The organism is Streptomyces sp. 11x1 (assembly GCF_032598905.1).
Classification (GTDB): Bacteria; Actinomycetota; Actinomycetes; order Streptomycetales; family Streptomycetaceae; genus Streptomyces.
This window is the reverse complement of sequence record NZ_CP122458.1, coordinates 6040494-6059146: the sequence shown is the minus strand read 5'-3', so window position 1 is coordinate 6059146 and position 18653 is coordinate 6040494. Positions and strand designations below refer to the sequence as shown.

At 70.0% G+C, this 18653-nt stretch carries 11 protein-coding genes; 6 read left to right on the top strand and 5 right to left on the bottom strand.

Annotation, left to right across the window (positions count from 1 at the left end):
• Positions 1-82: 82 nt before the first annotated feature.
• The 3 genes from P8T65_RS26730 to P8T65_RS26720 form a co-directional block, all read right to left on the bottom strand.
• Positions 83-1387 (bottom strand): sugar ABC transporter substrate-binding protein, encoded by a 1305-nt coding sequence (locus P8T65_RS26730; RefSeq protein ID WP_316727771.1) that lies wholly within the window; start codon positions 1385-1387, stop codon positions 83-85.
• Between the two features lie 68 nt (positions 1388-1455).
• Complete coding sequence (locus P8T65_RS26725) at positions 1456-4422, bottom strand: glycoside hydrolase family 2 TIM barrel-domain containing protein (RefSeq protein ID WP_316727770.1); 2967 nt, start codon at positions 4420-4422, stop codon at positions 1456-1458.
• 108 nt (positions 4423-4530) lie between these two features.
• Positions 4531-5526: a LacI family DNA-binding transcriptional regulator gene (locus P8T65_RS26720; RefSeq protein WP_316731737.1), complete on the bottom strand. Its 996-nt coding sequence runs from the start codon at positions 5524-5526 to the stop codon at positions 4531-4533.
• A gap of 374 nt (positions 5527-5900) precedes the next feature.
• Here P8T65_RS26720 and P8T65_RS26715 point away from each other — a divergent pair, with 374 nt between their 5' ends.
• Together P8T65_RS26715 and P8T65_RS26710 are read left to right on the top strand one after the other, a co-directional pair.
• A complete protein-coding gene (locus P8T65_RS26715; protein ID WP_316727769.1) occupies positions 5901-8699 on the top strand; it encodes a DNRLRE domain-containing protein in 2799 nt (932 codons plus the stop codon).
• A gap of 82 nt (positions 8700-8781) precedes the next feature.
• Positions 8782-11679, top strand: a complete 2898-nt coding sequence (locus tag P8T65_RS26710) for a glycosyl hydrolase family 95 catalytic domain-containing protein (protein ID WP_316727768.1) — start codon at positions 8782-8784, stop codon at positions 11677-11679.
• A 59-nt stretch (positions 11680-11738) separates the two neighbouring features.
• Here the strand turns inward: P8T65_RS26710 and P8T65_RS26705 are convergent, their stop codons facing one another.
• Both P8T65_RS26705 and P8T65_RS26700 read right to left on the bottom strand, forming a co-directional pair.
• Entirely contained in the window at positions 11739-13031 is a 1293-nt protein-coding gene (locus P8T65_RS26705) for an MFS transporter (RefSeq protein ID WP_316727767.1), read from the bottom strand.
• A 330-nt stretch (positions 13032-13361) separates the two neighbouring features.
• Positions 13362-14303: a LysR family transcriptional regulator gene (locus tag P8T65_RS26700; protein WP_316727766.1), complete on the bottom strand. Its 942-nt coding sequence runs from the start codon at positions 14301-14303 to the stop codon at positions 13362-13364.
• Between the two features lie 131 nt (positions 14304-14434).
• Here P8T65_RS26700 and P8T65_RS26695 point away from each other — a divergent pair, with 131 nt between their 5' ends.
• From P8T65_RS26695 to P8T65_RS26680, 4 genes are read left to right on the top strand one after another with little or no spacing between them, the layout of a single operon-like run.
• Positions 14435-15457 carry a fumarylacetoacetate hydrolase family protein gene (locus tag P8T65_RS26695; protein WP_316727765.1) on the top strand — a complete coding sequence of 341 codons (1023 nt, stop codon included), beginning with the start codon at positions 14435-14437 and terminating at the stop codon, positions 15455-15457.
• The gene (locus P8T65_RS26690) at positions 15454-16425 is read left to right on the top strand and encodes a cyclase family protein (protein ID WP_316727764.1); all 972 of its coding nucleotides are present in this window, start codon (positions 15454-15456) and stop codon (positions 16423-16425) included. Before P8T65_RS26695 ends, P8T65_RS26690 begins: the two co-directional genes overlap by 4 nt.
• Positions 16426-16448: 23 nt before the next feature.
• A complete protein-coding gene (locus tag P8T65_RS26685; RefSeq protein ID WP_316727763.1) occupies positions 16449-17579 on the top strand; it encodes an FAD-dependent oxidoreductase in 1131 nt (376 codons plus the stop codon).
• Positions 17576-18652 (top strand): amidohydrolase family protein, encoded by a 1077-nt coding sequence (locus P8T65_RS26680; RefSeq protein ID WP_316727762.1) that lies wholly within the window; start codon positions 17576-17578, stop codon positions 18650-18652. The genes P8T65_RS26685 and P8T65_RS26680 overlap by 4 nt, the downstream gene beginning before the upstream one ends.
• Position 18653 lies beyond the last annotated feature (1 nt).

Here is an 18653-nt window from a genome sequence, read left to right as displayed (position 1 = left end):
TTCGTCGTCAGGGAGCGGATTCCCGCGGCGCCCGATACGTGCGGCCGCGGGAATCCATCAGGGCGGCGGGAGTTGCGCTGCCTCAGTCGGTCACCGACAGTCCGAGCTTCTTGATCGCGGCGACCGTCGAGGCCTGGACCTTGGTGACCGCCTCCGGCAGGGTGCCCTTGCCGATGGCACCAGTGAAGTCCGTCTCGACCTGCTGGAAGGTCGGGCCGTTGGTCCAGGTGCTGGGCACCTGCGCGGCGGAGGCCTTGTACACGTCACCGACCTTCTGGCCGCCGAAGAACGGGTCACCGCCCGTGAGCGACGGGTCGTCCTGTCCGGCCTTGGACGCCGGGTACAGCCCGCCTTCGATGCCCGTCTTCACGGCCTGCGGGTCACTGGAGAGAAAATCGGCGAACTGCACTGCTTCGCGGGGCGACTTGCAGCCGGTCATCACCGAGGTGGCCGAGCCGCCGCTGCTGGCGCTCGTGCCGTCTCCGGCCTCCCAGGTCGGCATCGGGGCGACCCGCCACTTGCCGGCCTGGCCCTTCAGGTCCGACTTGATTCCGCCGGAGGCCCAGGACGCGGCGACGAACGTCATCACCTTGCCGGCTTCGGAGGCCTTGTTGAACTCCGGGTCCCAGGCGCTGCCGTGCTTCGCCACCAGACCCTGGTCCTTGAGGTCCTGCCAGTAGGCGGCGACCTTGCGGGTGCCGGGGTTGTCGATGCTGACGGTCCAGCTGTCGCCCTTGGTCGAGTACCAGGACTGACCGGTCTGCAGGGTGAAGGAGGCCAAACCGGCGCCGTCGCCGAGCTTGGTGCCGAACTTCACACTGGGGTCGGCCTCTTTGACCTTCTCGGCGTCGGCCTTGTACTCGGCCCAGGTGGCCGGCGGCTTGCTGATGCCGTACTTGGCGAACAGGTCCTTGCGGTAGAACAGGACCATCGGACCGACGTCCACCGGAACCCCGTAGATCTTGTCGCCGACGCTGGAGGCGGAGACGGCCGACGGGACGTACTTGTCCATGCCGTCGCTCGCGTACTGCGTGATGTCCATGACCGAGTTCTTCACGAGCATCGACGGGATGTTCTGGTACTCGATCTGGGCCAGGCACGGGCCCTCGCCGGCGGTGAGCGCATTGTTGATCTGGGTGTAGCCGCCCGCGGGGCCCGACGGGATCTTCTTGAAGGTGACCTTGATGTCCGGGTGGGCGGCGTTCCACTGGTCGACCATCTTCTCGTAGCCGGCCCAGCCCCAGAACTCCATCTTCACCGGCCCGCTGTGGCCCGATCCTTCGGCGGAGTCGTTCTTGTCATTGCTGCACGCGCCGACGCCGAAGGCCATGACGGCCGCGGTGGTGAGCGCCAGGAGTCTGCGGGTGCGTATGGTGGTGCGGTCCATGTGAGGGAAACCCTTCGTGATGGAGACTGACCTTGCTGGACTGTCGGTGGGCGGGCGGCCAGGCCCGCCTACCGACCGGTGTTGAACTCCACGCGGAACACCGTCGGGACCGCGGCCAGGACGTCCGCCGCTGACGGGCCCGGCCCGCAGGACGCGCTGCCGAGGCCGTGGTGTGCGTGGTCAAGGTGGAGATGGAGCCGGCCGTCGCCGACCAGGTCGTGCTGGTGGGTCGCGGCCGCCAGGGCCGCGGTGCTCCACGGACGCACGGTCAGGTCGATGACCGGGTCGCCCGTGATGTGCAGGGTGCCGTCAGCGGTGGTGATCCGGGTGCGGCGGACGTGGTGGCGGTTGCCGTTCTCCTGCGGGCGCACATAGGGGGTCTGCATCGCCGAGACACTCGACCGATAACGGCCGACGCGAGCGGCGGTACGGGAGTCGCGGTACGCCTCGTCGGGACCCAGGCCGAACCACTCGACCTCGGCGTCGGTGCCGGGCAGTGACATCGCGATCCCCAGCCGGGGCAGCGGCACCGACCATGCGCCGTGAGGGGTGACGGCGCATTCCAGCCGGAGCCGGTCCTGGCCCGCGTCCGGACCGTCGCAGGCCGTCCAGCGGTAGACCACGCCGAGCGCGGAGGAGGACCCGGCGGCGGCGAGCCGGGCGGTGACCGTGAGCCCTTGGGTGTCGGGCTCGACGCTCAGGACATCGTGGCGCATCCGGTTCAGTCCTTCGGCGAGCCAGGTGGTGATCTGCGGCTCGCCGAAGGCGCTGAGCAGGTCGTTGTCGATCAGGGCACGCCAGATGTCCAGCCTGGGCCCGTCGAGTTCCAGGTCGCCGAGCCGGATCAGCTTCCCGCTGCGGGCGTCGAACCGCGCGGGGCCCAGGGTGATGTCCCCGTCGTGGGCGATCGCCGGCGCGGGCGTGGAGGGGACCGGCGAGGAGGCGGGAGCCACGACCAGCCCCTGCGCCCAGGCGATCTCGTGGCCGGCCCCGGCCCAGGTCTCGTCGGCCGCGAGCACCGCGGTCACGGTCAGCCACACCTCGTGGCCGGACTCGCTCTTGCGCGCCGCGTCGAGCGCGTCCGTGACCTCGGCGGGCCATTCGACGGTTGTCGTCGTGCCCGGCGCGGTCGCGGTCACGCTCAGGCCGCCGGAGCCGGACAGCTCGCCTCCGTCCTCGACGGTCCACTGGAAGTCCAGGTAGCCGGTGTCACGGTCGTGGTGCAGGTTGTGCACGCTGATCTGCCGTGCCGCCGGGTCGATGTGGATCCGGACCGGTTCGATGACCTTCTTGTACTCGACCAGGCCCGGCGACGGTGTGCGGTCGGGGAAGAGCAGTCCGTCGGCGACGAAGTTGCCGTCGTGGATCTCCTCGCCGAAGTCGCCGCCGTAGGCGTAGAACGTGTGAGGGTCCTGCCGGCCGGTGAGCCGGGCGATGCCGTGGTCGATCCACTCCCAGATGAATCCACCGGCCAGCCGCGGATGCGTCTCGATGACCTGCTGGTACTCGGACAGCCCACCGGGCCCGGTGCCCATGGCGTGTCCGTACTCGCACAGCACGAACGGCAGGGCTCGGCGGTGCGCGTCGTCGGCCGGATCGGCCGTCGGTGCCTCCTGGCCGCGTCCCACGGCGGACAGCTCGTCCGCACCGATGTACATGCGGGAGTACAGGTCGACGTACGCGCATCTCGCGAAGTCGCCCTCGTAGTGGATCAGGCGGCTGTCGTCGCGCTCCCGGATCCACTCGGCCGAGGCGGCCAGGTTGGCTCCGGTGCCGGACTCGTTGCCCAGCGACCAGACGATGACCGAGGGGTGGTTCTTGTCGCGTTCCACCAGCCGCGCGGCCCGGTCCAGGTACGCCTCGCGCCACGCGGGGTCGTCGCTGGGATTGCGGAGCCAGCCGCCGGGTTCGAAGCCGTGCGTCTCCAGGTCGCCCTCGCAGAACACCCACAGGCCGTGCTCGTCGCACAGGTCCAGGAAACGGTGGTCGGGCGGGTAGTGGCTGGTGCGCACCGCGTTGATGTTGTGCCGCTTCATGAGCAGCACGTCGGCCACCATGGTGTCCTCGGTCAGGGTGCGTCCCGTCAGCGGGTGCCATTCGTGGCGGTTGACGCCCCGCAGCGAGATCGGCCTGCCGTTCACGGTCAGGACGCCGTCCACGACCGCCACGGTGCGGAAGCCGATGCGCAGCGGTATCCGCTCCCCGGCCTCGGAGACCAGTTCCCCCGTGTACAGGCGCGGCTGCTCGTCCGACCAGGGCTCGACACCGTCGATCACGTACGGGCCGGCCGGATCGGCGTCGGATATGCCGAGTTCGGGCACCGACAGCGACACCCGGCAGGGGGCGGTGACGTCGACGGCCAGGGTGCCCTGCCGGGTGGTGTGGTCGTAGGCGGCGTGGACGAAGAAGTCCTCGACACCGCGGGCGGCCACGGAAACCGACCGGAAGATCCCGGACAGCCACCACATGTCCTGGTCTTCCAGGTAGCTGCCGGAGGACCACTGGTGGACGCGGACCGCGAGTACGTTCCGGCCGGGCCGCAGACCGGCGGAGACGTCGAACTCGGTCGTCAACCGGCTGCCCTTGCCGTCGCCGAGCCGGATCCCGTTGAGCCACACCGCGAACGCGGAGTCGACGCCCTCGAAGCGGAGCACCGCGGCCGACGTCGGGAACCCGTCGGGAACCTCGAACTCACGGCGGTACTCACCGGTCGGGTTCTCGCGGGGCACTCGTGGCGGGTCGACCGGGAACGGGTACAGGATGTTGGTGTAGGCCGGGGCACCGTAACGGGGCTCGCCGGGCAAGCCGGTCATCTGCCAGCAGGACGGCACGGCGAGCAGATCCCAGGCGATGTCGTCGAAGTCCGGCGCGGCGAAGTCCCCGGTGAGGTCGTCCAGCCCCGACGCCAGCCGGAATCTCCAGTCGCCGTCGAGCGCGATCGTGGGCAGGTCGGAGGTGAACGCGGCGCGCGGGCGCAGCCGTCCGGTGCCCGGCGACCGGTCTTCGACGTAGGCGTTGGGGTCGAGGACGTTCATCAGCGAAGGTGTTTCCTCTCGAAATGTCCCGCAGTGGCGACAGATGGCTGGGAAGGATGGTGCCGATGGCCATGGGGTGTGCCGTGGCAGGTCGGGCGACGCCAAGCCCTAAGCCGTCGCCCCGGGCGGGGGGCCGCTGCTGTCCCGGACGGTCAGGGTCGGGCGCAGCAGTGATACGACGTTGGTCGGCGGCCGGCCGGAGTCGACGGCTCGCAGCAGGAGTTCGACGGCCTGCTGGGCCATCTCGCGTTTGGGGAAGGTGACCGTGGTCAGTGCCGGCCGGATCCGCCCGACCTGGGCGATGTCGTCGAAGCCGACGACACTGACGTCGTCGGGGACCCGCCGCCCGGACCGGACCACCGCTTCTATGGCGCCGACGGCCAGGACGTCGTGGGTGGCGAAGATCGCCGTCAGCTCCGGATCCGCCTCCAGCGCCGCGCAGGCCGCGGCGAAACCGCCGGCGGCGTCGTCGCTGGTGCAGGCGAACACCTTGCGGTCGTCCAGCCCGTCGGGGGCGAACGCCCGGCGCAACCCCGCGACGCGCGGCGTGTGCGCGGGCAGGTCGGCGATCACCGCCACCTTCCGGTGGCCGAGATCCCGCAGGTGAGACCCGGCCAGGAACCCGGCGTGCTGGTAGTCGATGGACACCACCGGGAGTGTGGTCGGAGGGTCGCCCTCCCAGGCGAACAGGGCGACCGGGAAGTTGGCCTCGGCGAGCATCGGCAGCTGCTGTTCGACGCCGTTGTCCCCGGCGACCAGCAGGGCGTCCACCGAGCGGGCGGTGAGGTTCTCCAGGTGGGCCCGGGTGTAGTCGGGATCGTCGCGCGTCGTGGCTAGCAGCAGGTTGTATCCGTGGCCGACCAGGAGGTTCTCCACCTCCTCGACCACCTCCGAATAGAAGGCGTTCGCCACCGACGGCACGAACAGCCCCACCGTCGACGTGCTGCCCGTGCGCAGTGAGCGCGCCACCAGGTTCGGCTTGTAGCCGAGTTCGGCGATCGCCTTGTTCACCTTCGCCAGGGTCTCCGGCCGTACCTTCTTGCCCGAAACCACGTTGGAGACGGTCTGTTTGGTGACGCCCGCCTTCGCGGCCACGTCCGCCATGGTCACCACGTAGTCTCCCCGAAACATTTATCGATCCACGAAAGTGGCGTCACTGTAGGACGACTCGCACGGCAGGGCAAGACTTCGCGCCATGACAGTGATCCAGCCTTTACGGGGCACGGTAGGTAGACCCTGGGCAGGTCGTGATTGTTTTCTCGACTTGACGTGCACGGAGCATTGACGGCTTCGGAAATCCGGCAGTAACGTCCCGGCCACACCTGATCCCATGGATCGGTCAACGTATTCCTCTCGGCCGCGACGGCCCCAACGGCCCCGGTCCGGCCGCAGCATCGCGAGTGCTCCGCGCCGCCTCCAGACAGACGGCGGGCGCCTGAACAGACCTCGAAAAGATCTCGTCCGGAGGAGAGACAGGCATGAACCGACCGGCCGGCGGCGACGCCGACCCGAACCCCGTCCCGGCGCGCCGCAGATCACGCGTGCAGCGCTTCATCGCGGCCGTTGCCGGCGCCGCCCTCGCGGCGGCGAGCCTCATGCTCACCGCCACCGTCCCCGCACACGCCGCAACCACTGTCCACACCTACGCACCGACAGGAGTGGGAGGCGGTACGACGACGTCCCCGGACGTGGCGTCCACCAAGTACCAGGTGGACGTCGCCGGCACGCCCGTCCAGGCTGTCAAGTACGCCGCGAGCGGCCACAACTTCGACATCGCGCGTTTCGCGTCGGACTCCCGGACACCGACGATCACGGTCACGCTGCCCAGCACCACGATCGACACCGTGAACGTCTACCCGGCCCGCTACTACCCGTCCGGCAGCGTCTCGGTGAGCGCGGACAAGCACACCCTGACCTTCCGGTTGTCAGCCTCCGCCGGGTTGAACCAGGCGATCGTGATGGTCAACGGCGACTCGACCAACGCCACGGGACAGCCCTACCTGGCCGTCATCAACGACCCTCTGGAAGACCCGGCCCGGCGCCCGAACACCACGAGCGCTCCGGACGGTTCCGGCGTCAACCTCCAGACCGGTGTCCTCAACTTCCAGGAGTTCGCCGCGAAGTACCTCGCCGCGCACCCGAACAGCGCGGCGCAGGAGGCTCCCGCCGCGACGACGAGCTCCATGGCCGGCAAGACCGTCAACGGCACCGCCATCCCCGCCGGTCAGCAGACCTCGGCCGGGAGCCTGGTGAGCGCGAGCAGCGTCAACGTGCGCTACCCGAAGGTGCGGACGATGGCCGCAGGCGACGTCACATACGCACTGCAGGCCGCCCTCGACACCATCAAGGCCAACCCCACGGCGCTCAACACGCTCTACTTCCCGAACGGCACGTACGTGTGGTCCGGTCTCCTGGTCAACGGTCTGGACGGCAGCAAGCTCAAGGGCGGCAAGCTGAAGATCTACACCGACGAAGGGGCCCTGCTGAAGAACCGCGTCCAGGCGTACATGGAGGCGTACGAGCCGGCGGTCGGGATCATCAATTCGAGCAGCATCGAATTCGGCGGCCGCGGCGTCTTCGACGGCAACGGTGTGGCGAACTACAACGCCTCCAGCAGCGGCGACCGGCACGACGCCAACAGCAGCCAGCACCAGGGCGGCGTCACGGTCATGCACTCGTCGGACATCACCTTCAACGACACCTATTCGCGCGACGCGAAGCAGTGGAACTACGAGACCCACACCGCCCAAAGGGTGAGGTTCAACAACATCAAGGCCCTCACCCCGTACCGCCAGCCGTGGATCGACGGGACGAACTTCGCGAGCGGCCAGGACATCACCGCCAACGGTGTCTTCACCCTCGGCAACGACGACGCGTTCGCCTCCGGCCACTACAACCCCAGCGACGGATTCACCCCGCTGGCCTCGGGCGTGTGGAACCACTTCCAGCTCGGCACCTCCACCGCCGACGTCCAGGGCTACGTCAACGCGGTAGGCGCTTACGACACCGTCGCCGACGATCTCGGGTTCGACTCCTACCACTGGGACGACGAGGACACGAAGAACATCTCGGTCAGCAACACCCTGAACTGGGCCGCCGCTGCGGGCAACGCGATCCGGATCGGACTCAACGGGTACGGATACCGGACCACCAGCTACACGTTCGACAACTTCAACTCCGTGTCGCCGTCGGCCGGTGGCATCACTATGGGTCACGCCCCCAACCGGGACCCCAGCGTGAGCATCGTGGTGAAGAACAGCTCGATCGACAACTCCCGTTTCGCCCAAGGGCCGGTCAGTGTCTCCAACGGCAGCGCCACCAAGACCATCACCGCCGAACAGCAAGCGACCTACGGGTACGCCCCCAACCCCGACGGGTCGGGCACCACGTACACGTACACCAGGGTTCCGATCGGCACGTTCACCCTCGACAACGTGTGGTTCTCGAAGCGGAACACGAGCAGTTCGATCACCGGCGTCACGAACGCGACGCTGAACAACATCCGTGTCGGGGGCCAACTCGTCAGATACACCGGCCAGTTCCCGCTGACGACGAGCGGCGTCTCCACGCTGACCAGGACCTACACGGACGCGAACGGTCAGACCCAGAACGTCAAGGCCGGCGCCCCCGCCGACGGCGACACCTGGGTGGGCGCATGGACCGGCGACCTGAGCAAGAACAAATCCTCGGAGCTGACGCTCATCACCCGCAACACCGGCGTGGGCCTGATGGGCGAGCAGTACACCACGGGGTCCGGGGACGGAAAGCTCTCCTACATCCAGTTCCCCCTAGGCAGCCTCACCAAGGCACCAACCCAGGCGACACTCCGTCTCACCTACGTCGGCCACCGCTACTCGTCGGTCCCGTCGACCGATACCGACCAGTTGCTGGTGCAACCCGTCAGCAGCACCACCTGCACCGGCGGCGGCACATCCTGCCCGATCACCACCATGACCTGGCAGAACCGGCCGAGTTTCACCGCGACGAACTCCTCCGTCGCGAAGTCGGCCACCTTCACCCTCGGTTCGACCATCATCCCCGAGGGCGGCGGGTCCCATCAGGGCAACGCCATCGACGGCCGCGAGATCACCGTCGACATCACCTCCTTCGTCCAGAACGCCTACGCGGCCAATCAGTCCACGCTCCTGCTCGCCGTCGGCAACGCGGAGGGCAAGAACCACGAGCTGCGCTTCGTCAGCTCCGAAGGCGCCACCGGCTCCGGGAAGCTCACCAACGGGACCGCCGAGATGGCGCCCGCGCTGACCGTGACCCCGTAGACACACGGGCCGGCCCGCCCCCGAGGGACGGGCCGGCCTCAGCCGTCCGGTTGCACTCACCGTCCGACAACGGAGTCGCCCCATGCCGCTGCCCGAGCTTCCCCTCAACCGTCGGCGTTTCCTCACCACGGCCGCCCTCGCCACGGGCGCCGCTGCCCTGCCCGGCTTCGTCTTCGCCGACCGGGCCGCCGCGGCCGTACCGCCCCAGGTCACCCTGCCCGACCGCGGCATCTGGGACAACGCCACCGCCTCCGCCTGGACCGACGGGTTCCTGAGCGGAAACGGCGAGTACGGGGCCGTCTACTACGGGGCGCCCACCCTCGAGAAGATGATCCTCAACCATCACCGGTTCGTGCTGCCCAACGGCACCCGGAACGTCATGCCCCCGGTGCTCTCCGGGAAGCTCGAAGCCGCCCGGGACCAGGCACTGGCCGGCGACTACTCCGGTGCCTCCACGACCTTCGCAGGCGGCTGGAGCCTGCGCTGGACCCAGACCTTCCACCCCGGCTACGAACTCCAGCTCAGCACCCCGGGCATGACCACCGTCAACGACTTCGCCCGCGTCACCGACTTCCGCACCGGAGAGGTCACCCACACCTGGACCGACCAGTACGGCACCTGGAAGCGCCAGGTCTTCGTCTCCCGCGCCGACCAGGTCATCGTCCACGAGCTGCTGCCCGCCACCGGCCGCACCGTGGACACCACCATCAGCGTCAACACCGCTCTTACGGGCGTGCCGACCAGAGTGTCCTTCTCCACCACCGCCACCGTCACCGGCGGCGACGGCTACCTGAACCTGCGCGGCACCTACCCCTCCGGCGGCGCGTACGGCTACGAGGGCGTCACCCGCGTCGTGGCCTCAGGCAGCGGCTCCTCCGTCACCGCCGACGGGCAGACCCTGGTGGTCGCCAAGGCCACCAAGGTGCTGCTGCTGACCAAGCTCGGCCGGTACGAGACCTCCACCGGCTGGAACAGCCGGCCCCTGGAGACCGCCCTCGCCGGGCTGACGGCCGACTACGCCACCCTCCTGGGCCGCCACGCCCCGAAGCACCAGGCCATGTACGACCGCTCCAGCATCGACCTCGACGTCTCCGCCGCCGACCGCCGGCTCGCCACCAGCGAGCTCATAGCCCGTCAGAACAACAACGCGTCCGCCATCGACGTCGCCCTGCTGGAGCGGATGTACGACTCCGGCCGCTATCTCTTCATCAGTTCCAGTGGTGTCCTGCCGCCACGCCTGACCGGCATCTGGACGGGCACCTGGAACGGCTCCTGGGCCGACGACTTCACCACCGACGCCAACGTCAACCTGCAGGTCGCCGGCGGCAACATCCTCGACCTCACCGACGCGATGCAGGGCTACTTCGACCTGGTCCTCGGGCAGTTGCAGCACTGGCGCGACAACGCCACCAACCTCTACGGCGCCCGCGGCTTCCTCGCCCCGTCCCGGACCGACGGCGAGTACGGGCACATGCTGCACTTCAACAACACCAGCTTCCCCGGAGAGGCCTGGACCGGCGGCGCCGACTGGCTGCTCTACCCGCTCGTGGAGTACTACCAGGTCACCGGCGACAGCGCCTTCCTGAAGAACAAGCTCGGTCCGGCCCTGATGGAACTGGCCCTGTTCTACGAGGACTTCCTCACCCGCACCGACGCCGACGGCAAGGCCGTCTTCGTCCCCTCCTACTCCATGGAGAACAGGCCGCTCAGCACCAGCCAGGCGTTCTCCATCAACGCCACCGGCGACATCATGGCCGGCCGGCACGCCCTGGAGGCCGCGATCGACGCGGCGAACACCCTAGGCCTGGAACAGGGCAGCGGCCAGGGCGTGCAGCGCTGGACCGCCCTGCTCGCCAAGCTGCCCGACTACACCGTCAACAGCGACGGGGCGCTCGCCGAGTGGTCCTGGCCGGGCCTGACCGACCGCTACGACCACCGGCACGTCCAACACCTGTACGGCGCCTGGCCGCTGCACGAGATCAACCCCGAGGACAAGCCCGACCTCGTCAAGTACGCGGCCAAGGCCCTGGACAGGCGAGGCGACGGGGGTTACTCCGCCCACGGCAGCCTCCACCGCGCCCTGGCCCGCGCCCGCCTCAAGGACGGCCCCGGCGTCTACGGCAACCTGCTGAAGATCTACGGCAAGAACATGGTGTGGCGGTCTCTGATGACCTCCCACAACCCCAACCTGGACATCTACAACTGCGACGCCGCCAACGCCATCCCCGCCGTCCTCGGCGAAGCACTCGTCTACAGCCGCCCCGGTGTCCTCGAGATCCTCCCCGCCCTCCCCGACCAGCTCGCGAAGGGCACCGTCAAGGGCGTCCGCGGCCGCAACCGCGTCACCGTCCAGTCCATGACCTGGGACACGGCGGCCCGCACGGCCACCGTCACGCTCACCTCCGACATCGACCAGAACATCACCTTCATCTGCCGGCGCGGCATCACCTCTCTCAGCACCGGCGCGACGGTCACCACGTCGTCGCTGGGCAACCACGCCCGCAGGGTGTCGCTGACCGCGGGAACGAGCACGACGATCACGATCGGCCTGCTGACCGGCCCCTTCAAGCTGGTCAACCGCAAGAGCGGCAAGGTCATGGACGTCTCCGGCTCCTCCACCGCCGACGGCGCGGCCGTCATCCAGTACAGGTCGTCCGGCGGCGCGAACCAGCAGTGGAAGCTGCTCCCCGACCACGACGGCTCGTTCCGCCTGTCCAACGTCAACAGCGGCAAGGTGCTCGACGTCCCGGGCGGCTCCACCAGCAACGGCACGGCCCTGGACCAGCGGTCGGACGCGGGCGGCACCCACCAGTGGTGGAAGCTCGTTCCGGCGGCCACCAGCGGCCACTACCGCCTCGTCAACATCAAGAGCGGGCTGTGCGCGGACGTGCAGAGCGGATCCACCGCCGACGGCGCCAAGGTCATCCAGTGGCCCGCGAACGGCGGCTCCAACCAGGAATGGCAGCCCGTGGCGCTGTGACGGTCCTGGGCGTGTGAGCGGCGGCGAGTCGGATCGCCGCCGCTCACCTGGCCAGAAGGTCAGCCCGCTGTCTGCCGGATCGGTGCCGGCGTGGCCGTCCGCCGGCTCCGGGCGGCGAGGCCGAGTGCGGCGGTGGCGACGGCCCCGGCGAGGGCGAATACGCCCAGGGCGTTCGCCAGGGTGCCGACGGCGGGGGTGAGCGCGAGGACCACGAGCGGGCAGACGAACTGGCCGAGGAAGAAGGAGCCCGTCCACAGACCGGTGCCGCGGCCGCGGTCGGCGTAATGGAGCTTGGACATGGCGAGGGTGAGCAGGCTCGGCAGCATGATGCCGCTGCCGAGGCAGTTGATCACCGCGCCGGCGGTCAGCACGACGGGGTTCGGGGCGAGCCAGATCACCGCGAAGCCGAGGGCGCTCAGGCCGAAGGCGATGGGCAGCCAGGCCTGGGGGCTGCGGTCCACCTTGGCGAAGACGACGGCGCCGATCACGACCGCGGCACTGGAGGCGGCCGTGGCCAGTCCGATCACAGCGGGGTTGCTCACGCCCATGTCGTCCAGGAGGAACGCCATCTCGACCTGGACGGCGTAGAAGAGGACGGCGCCGAAGACGGTCAGCGCGCAGGTGCCGGCCAGCGGACGCCACGGGAAGGGCCGCTTGGCCATCGGTTCCGAGGCGGTGGGGAAGGGCTCGTGCGCGTGGTCGGCCGGCCGGGGCCGGGGCAGGAAGGCGGCCATGGCGGGGGCGAGCAGGAGGCTCACGGCGTAGGCCCAGAACGGTGCGCGCCAGCCGGCCGATCCGGCCGCGCCGCCCAGCACGAAGAAGGCCGTCGCGGAGATCGAGGCGCACATCGTCTGCATCGCGAGATAGCGGTCGCGTTGCCGGCCGGAGTAGTAGTCGCCGATCAGCGTGGTGCAGCAGGTCATGATGGCGGCTTCGGCGACACCGACGAGGGCGCGGCTGGCGACGATGGCGCCGAGGGAGTCCAGCCACAGGGGGGCGGTGCCGAGGATCGCGTACAGCACGGTCGAGACGATGAGGAGGCGTTTGCGGCCGAGCCGGTCGACGAGGACGCCGGCGAAGGGGGCCAGCAGCGCCAGGGAGAGGGCGGGGATGGTCAGGGCCATGGGGACGAGCGCGTCGACGCCCGGCACGTCGGCGAAGTGGTCCTGCATCTGGGGCAGGACGGGGGCGATGAGCACGGCGCCCAGGATGGGCAGACAGGCACCGGCCATCAGCAGCGTGAGGCGAAGCCGGTGGCCGGGGCCGGAGACGGTCTGCTCGGGTCGGTCGTCCGCGACGGCTTCGGACGGCGGGGAAGGGGGCGAAGGGGGCGAAGGCACGGATGCGGGCATGCGGGAACTCCACGTGGCGGGTCGGGAGGGGGACGGGGCGGGGAACGGGATGGTGCGGCCGTCATGGTCGGGCCGTCGGGCCGCCCGGCATCCCCGGCAGGTTCGGCAGGTTCGGCAGGTTCGGAGCGGGGAGCCGATGGCAGCCGGGCGTCGCGGCGGACAGGCGCTCCGGGCGCCCGCCCGTTCCGGCAACGGGGGACGGTGTGGTGGCTCCGGCGCCGGGTGGAGACGACTATGGGCCAACGGACAGGCCCTGCCTAGCCCTCGTCCGATCGATATCGAAGATGTGGATCATCCGGGCCTTGGATGCCAGGCGCCGACACGGGCCCGCTATCGCGACGCGACCGTGGCAAGACGGCCGGGCTCGGAAGCGGCCAGCTCCGCTCCCACGCGGGCCGCGGTCTCGCGCAGCCAGATGTGGGCCGCGTCGTGGGTGTGCACCGGGTGCCACCACAGTGCCTCCTGGAGAGGGACCGCCCCGTAGGGAGGTTCCATGAGGCGTACGGCGGCCACGCCGCGCAGCAGTTCGGCCAGGCGCTGCTGGACCAGGGCGATCCGGCGGGTGCCGGCGACCAGGAAGGGCAGCGCCTGGAAGCTGTCGACGGAGATCTCCACGTGGGGGTCGACGCCGAGCATGCTGAGCTGCCGGGCGGCCGGGGCGTCGTAGGCGCGCTGGTAGATGACCCAGGGCAGCCGGGCCAAGTCGTCCATGGTCAGCTGGTCGCCGACCTCGTCGTTCGTCTCGGCAACCAGGAAGGCCCAGCGGTCGGTGAACAGGTCGACGGCGGGGAAACCGCCGATGATGCCGCGCGGCATCAGCAGCCCGTCGGCCGCGCTGAGCAGCGGTGCGGTGTCCTCCGTGACGTCGATGGGCGTCCGCTGGAAGCGCAGCCGCACCCCCGGGGCCTCGGCGTGCACGGTCCGGGCGAGCTCGGCGCCGAAGACGGCGAGGGCGTAGTCGGAGGTGAGCAGGGTGAACTCGTGCTCCTCGCTGCCCGGGGCGAAGTCGGCCCTGCTGCTGAAGACCCGTTCCAGCAGGTCGCAGGCGGTAGAGGTGCGGTCCAGCAGAGCGCGGCCGAGGGCGGTCAGTTCGTACTGCTTGCCGACGCGCGCGAGCAGGTCGTCGTCGAAGTGGCGGCGCAGACGGGCCAGGGCCGCGCTCATCGCCGGCTGACTGAGCCCGACGCGCTGCCCGGCACGGGTGACGTTGCGTTCCTCCAGCAGGGCCCGCAGGGACAGGACGAGATTGAGATCGAGGCCGGAGAGGGACACGACGCCTCCAGAGCGAGGGCTGCTTGCGGCGGCACCATTTACACAGCGGATGATCAACATCTAAAGAATCTATTTCCCAGATTACGCGGTGAGGGTCACATTGGTCCTACCGCAATCTGGAGGACATTCCCGTGAAACCCGCAGCCGCTTCCGCGTCCTTCTCCGGACCCTTCGCCCTTGGCGTCCTCTCTGCCCATGACCAGGCACCTTTCCCTGGTCTCGTGGTCCCCGGTGGGCGCGTGCTGGATCTTCGCACGGCCCTCGGAGAACCGGCCCTGACGACCCGGGGGATCTTCGAGCGCTGGGACGAGATGCTCCCTCGCCTGCACGAACTCGCGGCCGACGCGACGGCCGACGAAACAGCCCACGAGACGGCCGACTGGCAACCGTTGGAGCATCTGCGGGCGCACGCCCCGGTCGAACCCCGCCAGGTCTTCCAGTCCGGTGCCAACTACCGGCAGCACGTGATCGACCTGGAGGTCGCCCACCGCTCCCCCGACGACCCCCGCACCGTGGAGGAGGCGCGCGCCGAGATCGCCGCGGTCATGGACCGGCGGGCGGCCGAGGACCTGCCGTACGTGTTCATCGGCCTGCCGAGCGCGATCACCGGCCCCTTCGACGACGTCGTACTCCCGGACTGGGCCGAACAGCCGGACTGGGAGCTGGAGTTGGCGGCCGTCATCGCCAGGCCCGCCTACCGGGTGTCTGTCGAGGAGGCCCTGGAGTACGTGGCCGGCTACACCATCGCCAACGACCTCACCGACCGGGCGACCGTCTTCCGCCGGGACATGAAGGCCATCGGCACCGACTGGCTGCGCTGCAAGAACGCTCCCGGTTTCACCCCGCTCGGCCCGTGGATCGTGCCCGCCGGGTCGATCGCCGACCCGGGTGACCTGCGCGTCACGCTGAAGCTCAACGGCGAGACCATGCAGGACGAGTCCACCAAGGACATGCTCTTCGGCATCGCCCGGCTGGTGTCGTACATCTCCCGGACCTCCCGGCTCCTGCCCGGCGACCTGGTGCTCACCGGCAGCCCGGCCGGCAACGGCATGCACTGGGGACGGCTGCTGCAGGGCGGCGACGTCATGGAGGGCTCCATCACGGGTCTGGGCGCGCAGCGCACCCACTGCGTCGCCGAGGGGACCACGTCGTGACGGCCCCGCTCGACCCCACGGACGCCGAGGGCGCGATCGCCGAGGCCGCCAAGCGGTGTTCCAACTGGGGGCGTTGGGGCGAGGACGACGTCCTCGGCACGCTGAACTTCCTCGACGAGGCCAAGCGCCGCGAGGGTGCGGCACTGGTCCGCCGGGGCGTGAGTTTCTCGCTGTCGCAGCGGTTCGACATGGACGGGCCGCAGAAGGGCTGGCGCCGCCGCACCAACCCCGTCCACACCATGCTGGACACGGGCACGGACGCGGCCCTCGGCAACCAGGGCTTCCCGCACGGCATCGGCGGCGCCGACGACGTGATCGCGATGCCGTTGCAGTGCTCCACCCAGTGGGACGGGCTCGGGCACATCTTCGACCACGGCAAGGCGTGGAACGGGCGGGCGGCCGAGAAGGTCGTCACCTCCGACGGCGATCTGGTCACCGGCATCGAGCACATGGCCCCGTACGTCGCCGGGCGCGCGGTCCTCCTCGACGTCGGCCGGGTGATCGGCGACGAACGCGGAGAACTGCCGGACGGTTTCGCGATCACCGAGGAACACCTGACCGCGACGGCCGAGGCGCACGGCGTGGCCGTCGGCCGCGGGGACATCGTCGTCGTCCGGACCGGGCGGCTGACGCGCGCCCGCCGGGAGGGCTGGGGCGACTACGCGGGCGGAGACTCTCCCGGTCTGTCCTTCACCACCGCCGACTGGCTGCACACGAGCGAGATCGCCGCGATCGCCACCGACACGTGGGGCTTCGAGGTACGGCCGAACGAGTTCGACGGCGCCTTCCAGCCCCTGCACCAGGTCGTCATCCCCAACATGGGCCTGCTGATCGGCGAGATGTGGGACCCCGACGCTCTCGCGGACCACTGCGCCCGCGACGGCGTGTACGAGTTCTGGCTCACCGCCGCGCCCCTGCCCATCACCGGAGCCGTCGGCTCCCCCGTCAATCCGATTGCCGTCAAGTAAGCGCCGGAACAAGGGAGTTCCCCATGACCACACCCCGCTCGGTCCTCGTCATAGGCGGTGGCGCCTCCGGCAACGCCATCACCATCCTGCTGCGCCGGGCCGGCATCGACGTCGACCTGATCGAGGCCAGACCCGACTGGAACGCCACCACCGGCTCCGGCATCACCCTCCAGGGCAACGCCCTGCGTGTCCTGCGCGAGCTGGGCGTGTGGGAGCAGGTGGAAGCATCGGGGTTCGCCTACGGCTCGCTGGGGGTGACCGCCCCTGACGGCACCCTGCTCTTCGTCAAGGAGGACATAAAGTGCGGCGGTGACGACCTGCCCGCCACCCTCGGCATGCGGCGGCCGCAACTCCAGCAGATCCTCATCGACGCCGTCCGCGCGACAGGTGCCACGGTACGCCTGGGCACCACCGCCGAGACCCTGGAGCAGGACGCCGACGGTGTCTCCGTCCGGTTCAGCGACGGCACCGAGGGCCGCTACGACCTGGTGATCGCCGCCGACGGCGTGAACTCCGCGACCCGCGCCGCGATCGGCATCAGCGACCGTCCCGAGCCCGTCGGCATGGCCATCTGGCGCGCCCCCGCCCCGCGCCCCGAGAGCGTCACCCGCTCGGACCTCACCTTCGGTGGCCCCGCCTACATCGCGGGCTACACCCCCACCGGCGAGAACACCCTCTACGCCTACGTCGTCGAGGCCAACCGGGACCGCAACTCCATCGACCCGGCCACCTACGCGGACGAGATGCGCCGGCTGGCCGAGCAGTACGGCGGTCCCTGGCCCGAGATCACCAAGCACATCACGGACCCGGCGAAGGTCAACTACACGTGGTTCGACCGGCATCTGGTCGAGGGCTCCTGGCACCGCGGCCGGGTCGTCCTTGTCGGTGACGCCGCTCACTGCTGCCCGCCCACCTTCGCCCAGGGCGCGGCGATGTCCTTGGAGGACGCCTCCGTCCTGACGGAACTGCTCACGAGCGGGCGCGCATGGGACGACGCCCTCTTCCAGGCGTACTACGACCGACGCGTCCCGCGCGTCCGGACGGTCGTCGAAGCGTCCGTCCAGCTCTGCCAGTGGCAGCTGGACCAGGTGCACGACGCGGATGTGCCCGGACTGATCGGCCGCACCATGACCGCCCTCAAGGAACTGCCGTGACGGCCCACCCTCCCCCGGCCGCCGCCGGGAGCCGCCCCCGGCGCGACCCCCGCCCCTCGTCGAGCAAGGACGCGCGCACTCCTCCGACCGTCGACGTACACGCGCACGTCCTGATCCCCGAGGTCGAGGCCCTGGTGGCCGACCTGCCGGGCCTGGCACAGGCCAAGGCCCTCGACGCCCGCCGCAACGGGCCCGCGGCACTCGCCGTCAGCGGCCCCATGGTCGCCGAGCGCATCCCGAGGCTGACGGACGTCGCCGTACGACTGGCCGCGATGGACACACAGGGTGTGGACGTCCAGCTGGTCAGCCCGTCGCCCTCGCACTACCACTACTGGGCGGACGAGGAGACGGCGGAGAAGGTGTACCGCCTCGCCGACGAGGCGACGGCCGCCCACTGCGCGCAGGCGCCCGGCCGGCTGCACGGTCTGGGCCTCGTCCCCCTGCAACACCCGGAATCGGCGGTGCGCGCGCTCGAACTCGCCATGGAGATGGGCCTGTCGGGTGTCGAGATCTCCTCGCACGCGCCGGGCCGGGAGCTGTCCGACCCGGCGTACGAACCCTTCTGGACCCGCGCCGAGGAGACGGGCGCGATCCTCTTCCTGCACCCCTTCGGCTGCACGCTCGACGAGCGCCTCGACCAGTGGTACCTGTCCAACACCGTCGGCCAGCCCACCGAGAACGCCGTCGCCCTCTCGCACCTGATCTTCTCCGGGGTGCTGGACCGGCACCCGGAGCTGAAGGTCGTCGCCGCGCACGGAGGCGGCTATCTGCCCACCCACATCGGCCGCTCCGACCACGCCTGGTCGGCCCGCTCCGACGCGGGCGCGGGCTGCGCCCACCTGCCCAGCAGCTACCTCAAGCGCCTGTACTTCGACTCCCTGGTCCACGCCCCGCAGGTACTGCGGGCGCTGATCGGCGCGGTCGGCGCCGACCGTGTGCTGCTCGGCTCCGACTTCCCCTTCGACATGGGCACCGAGGACCCCGTCGGCGCACTGCGCGCCGCGCGCCTGCCCGACGACGACTTCCACGCCGTGCGCGGCGGCAACGCCGCCGCTCTGCTCAACCTCGTGTGAG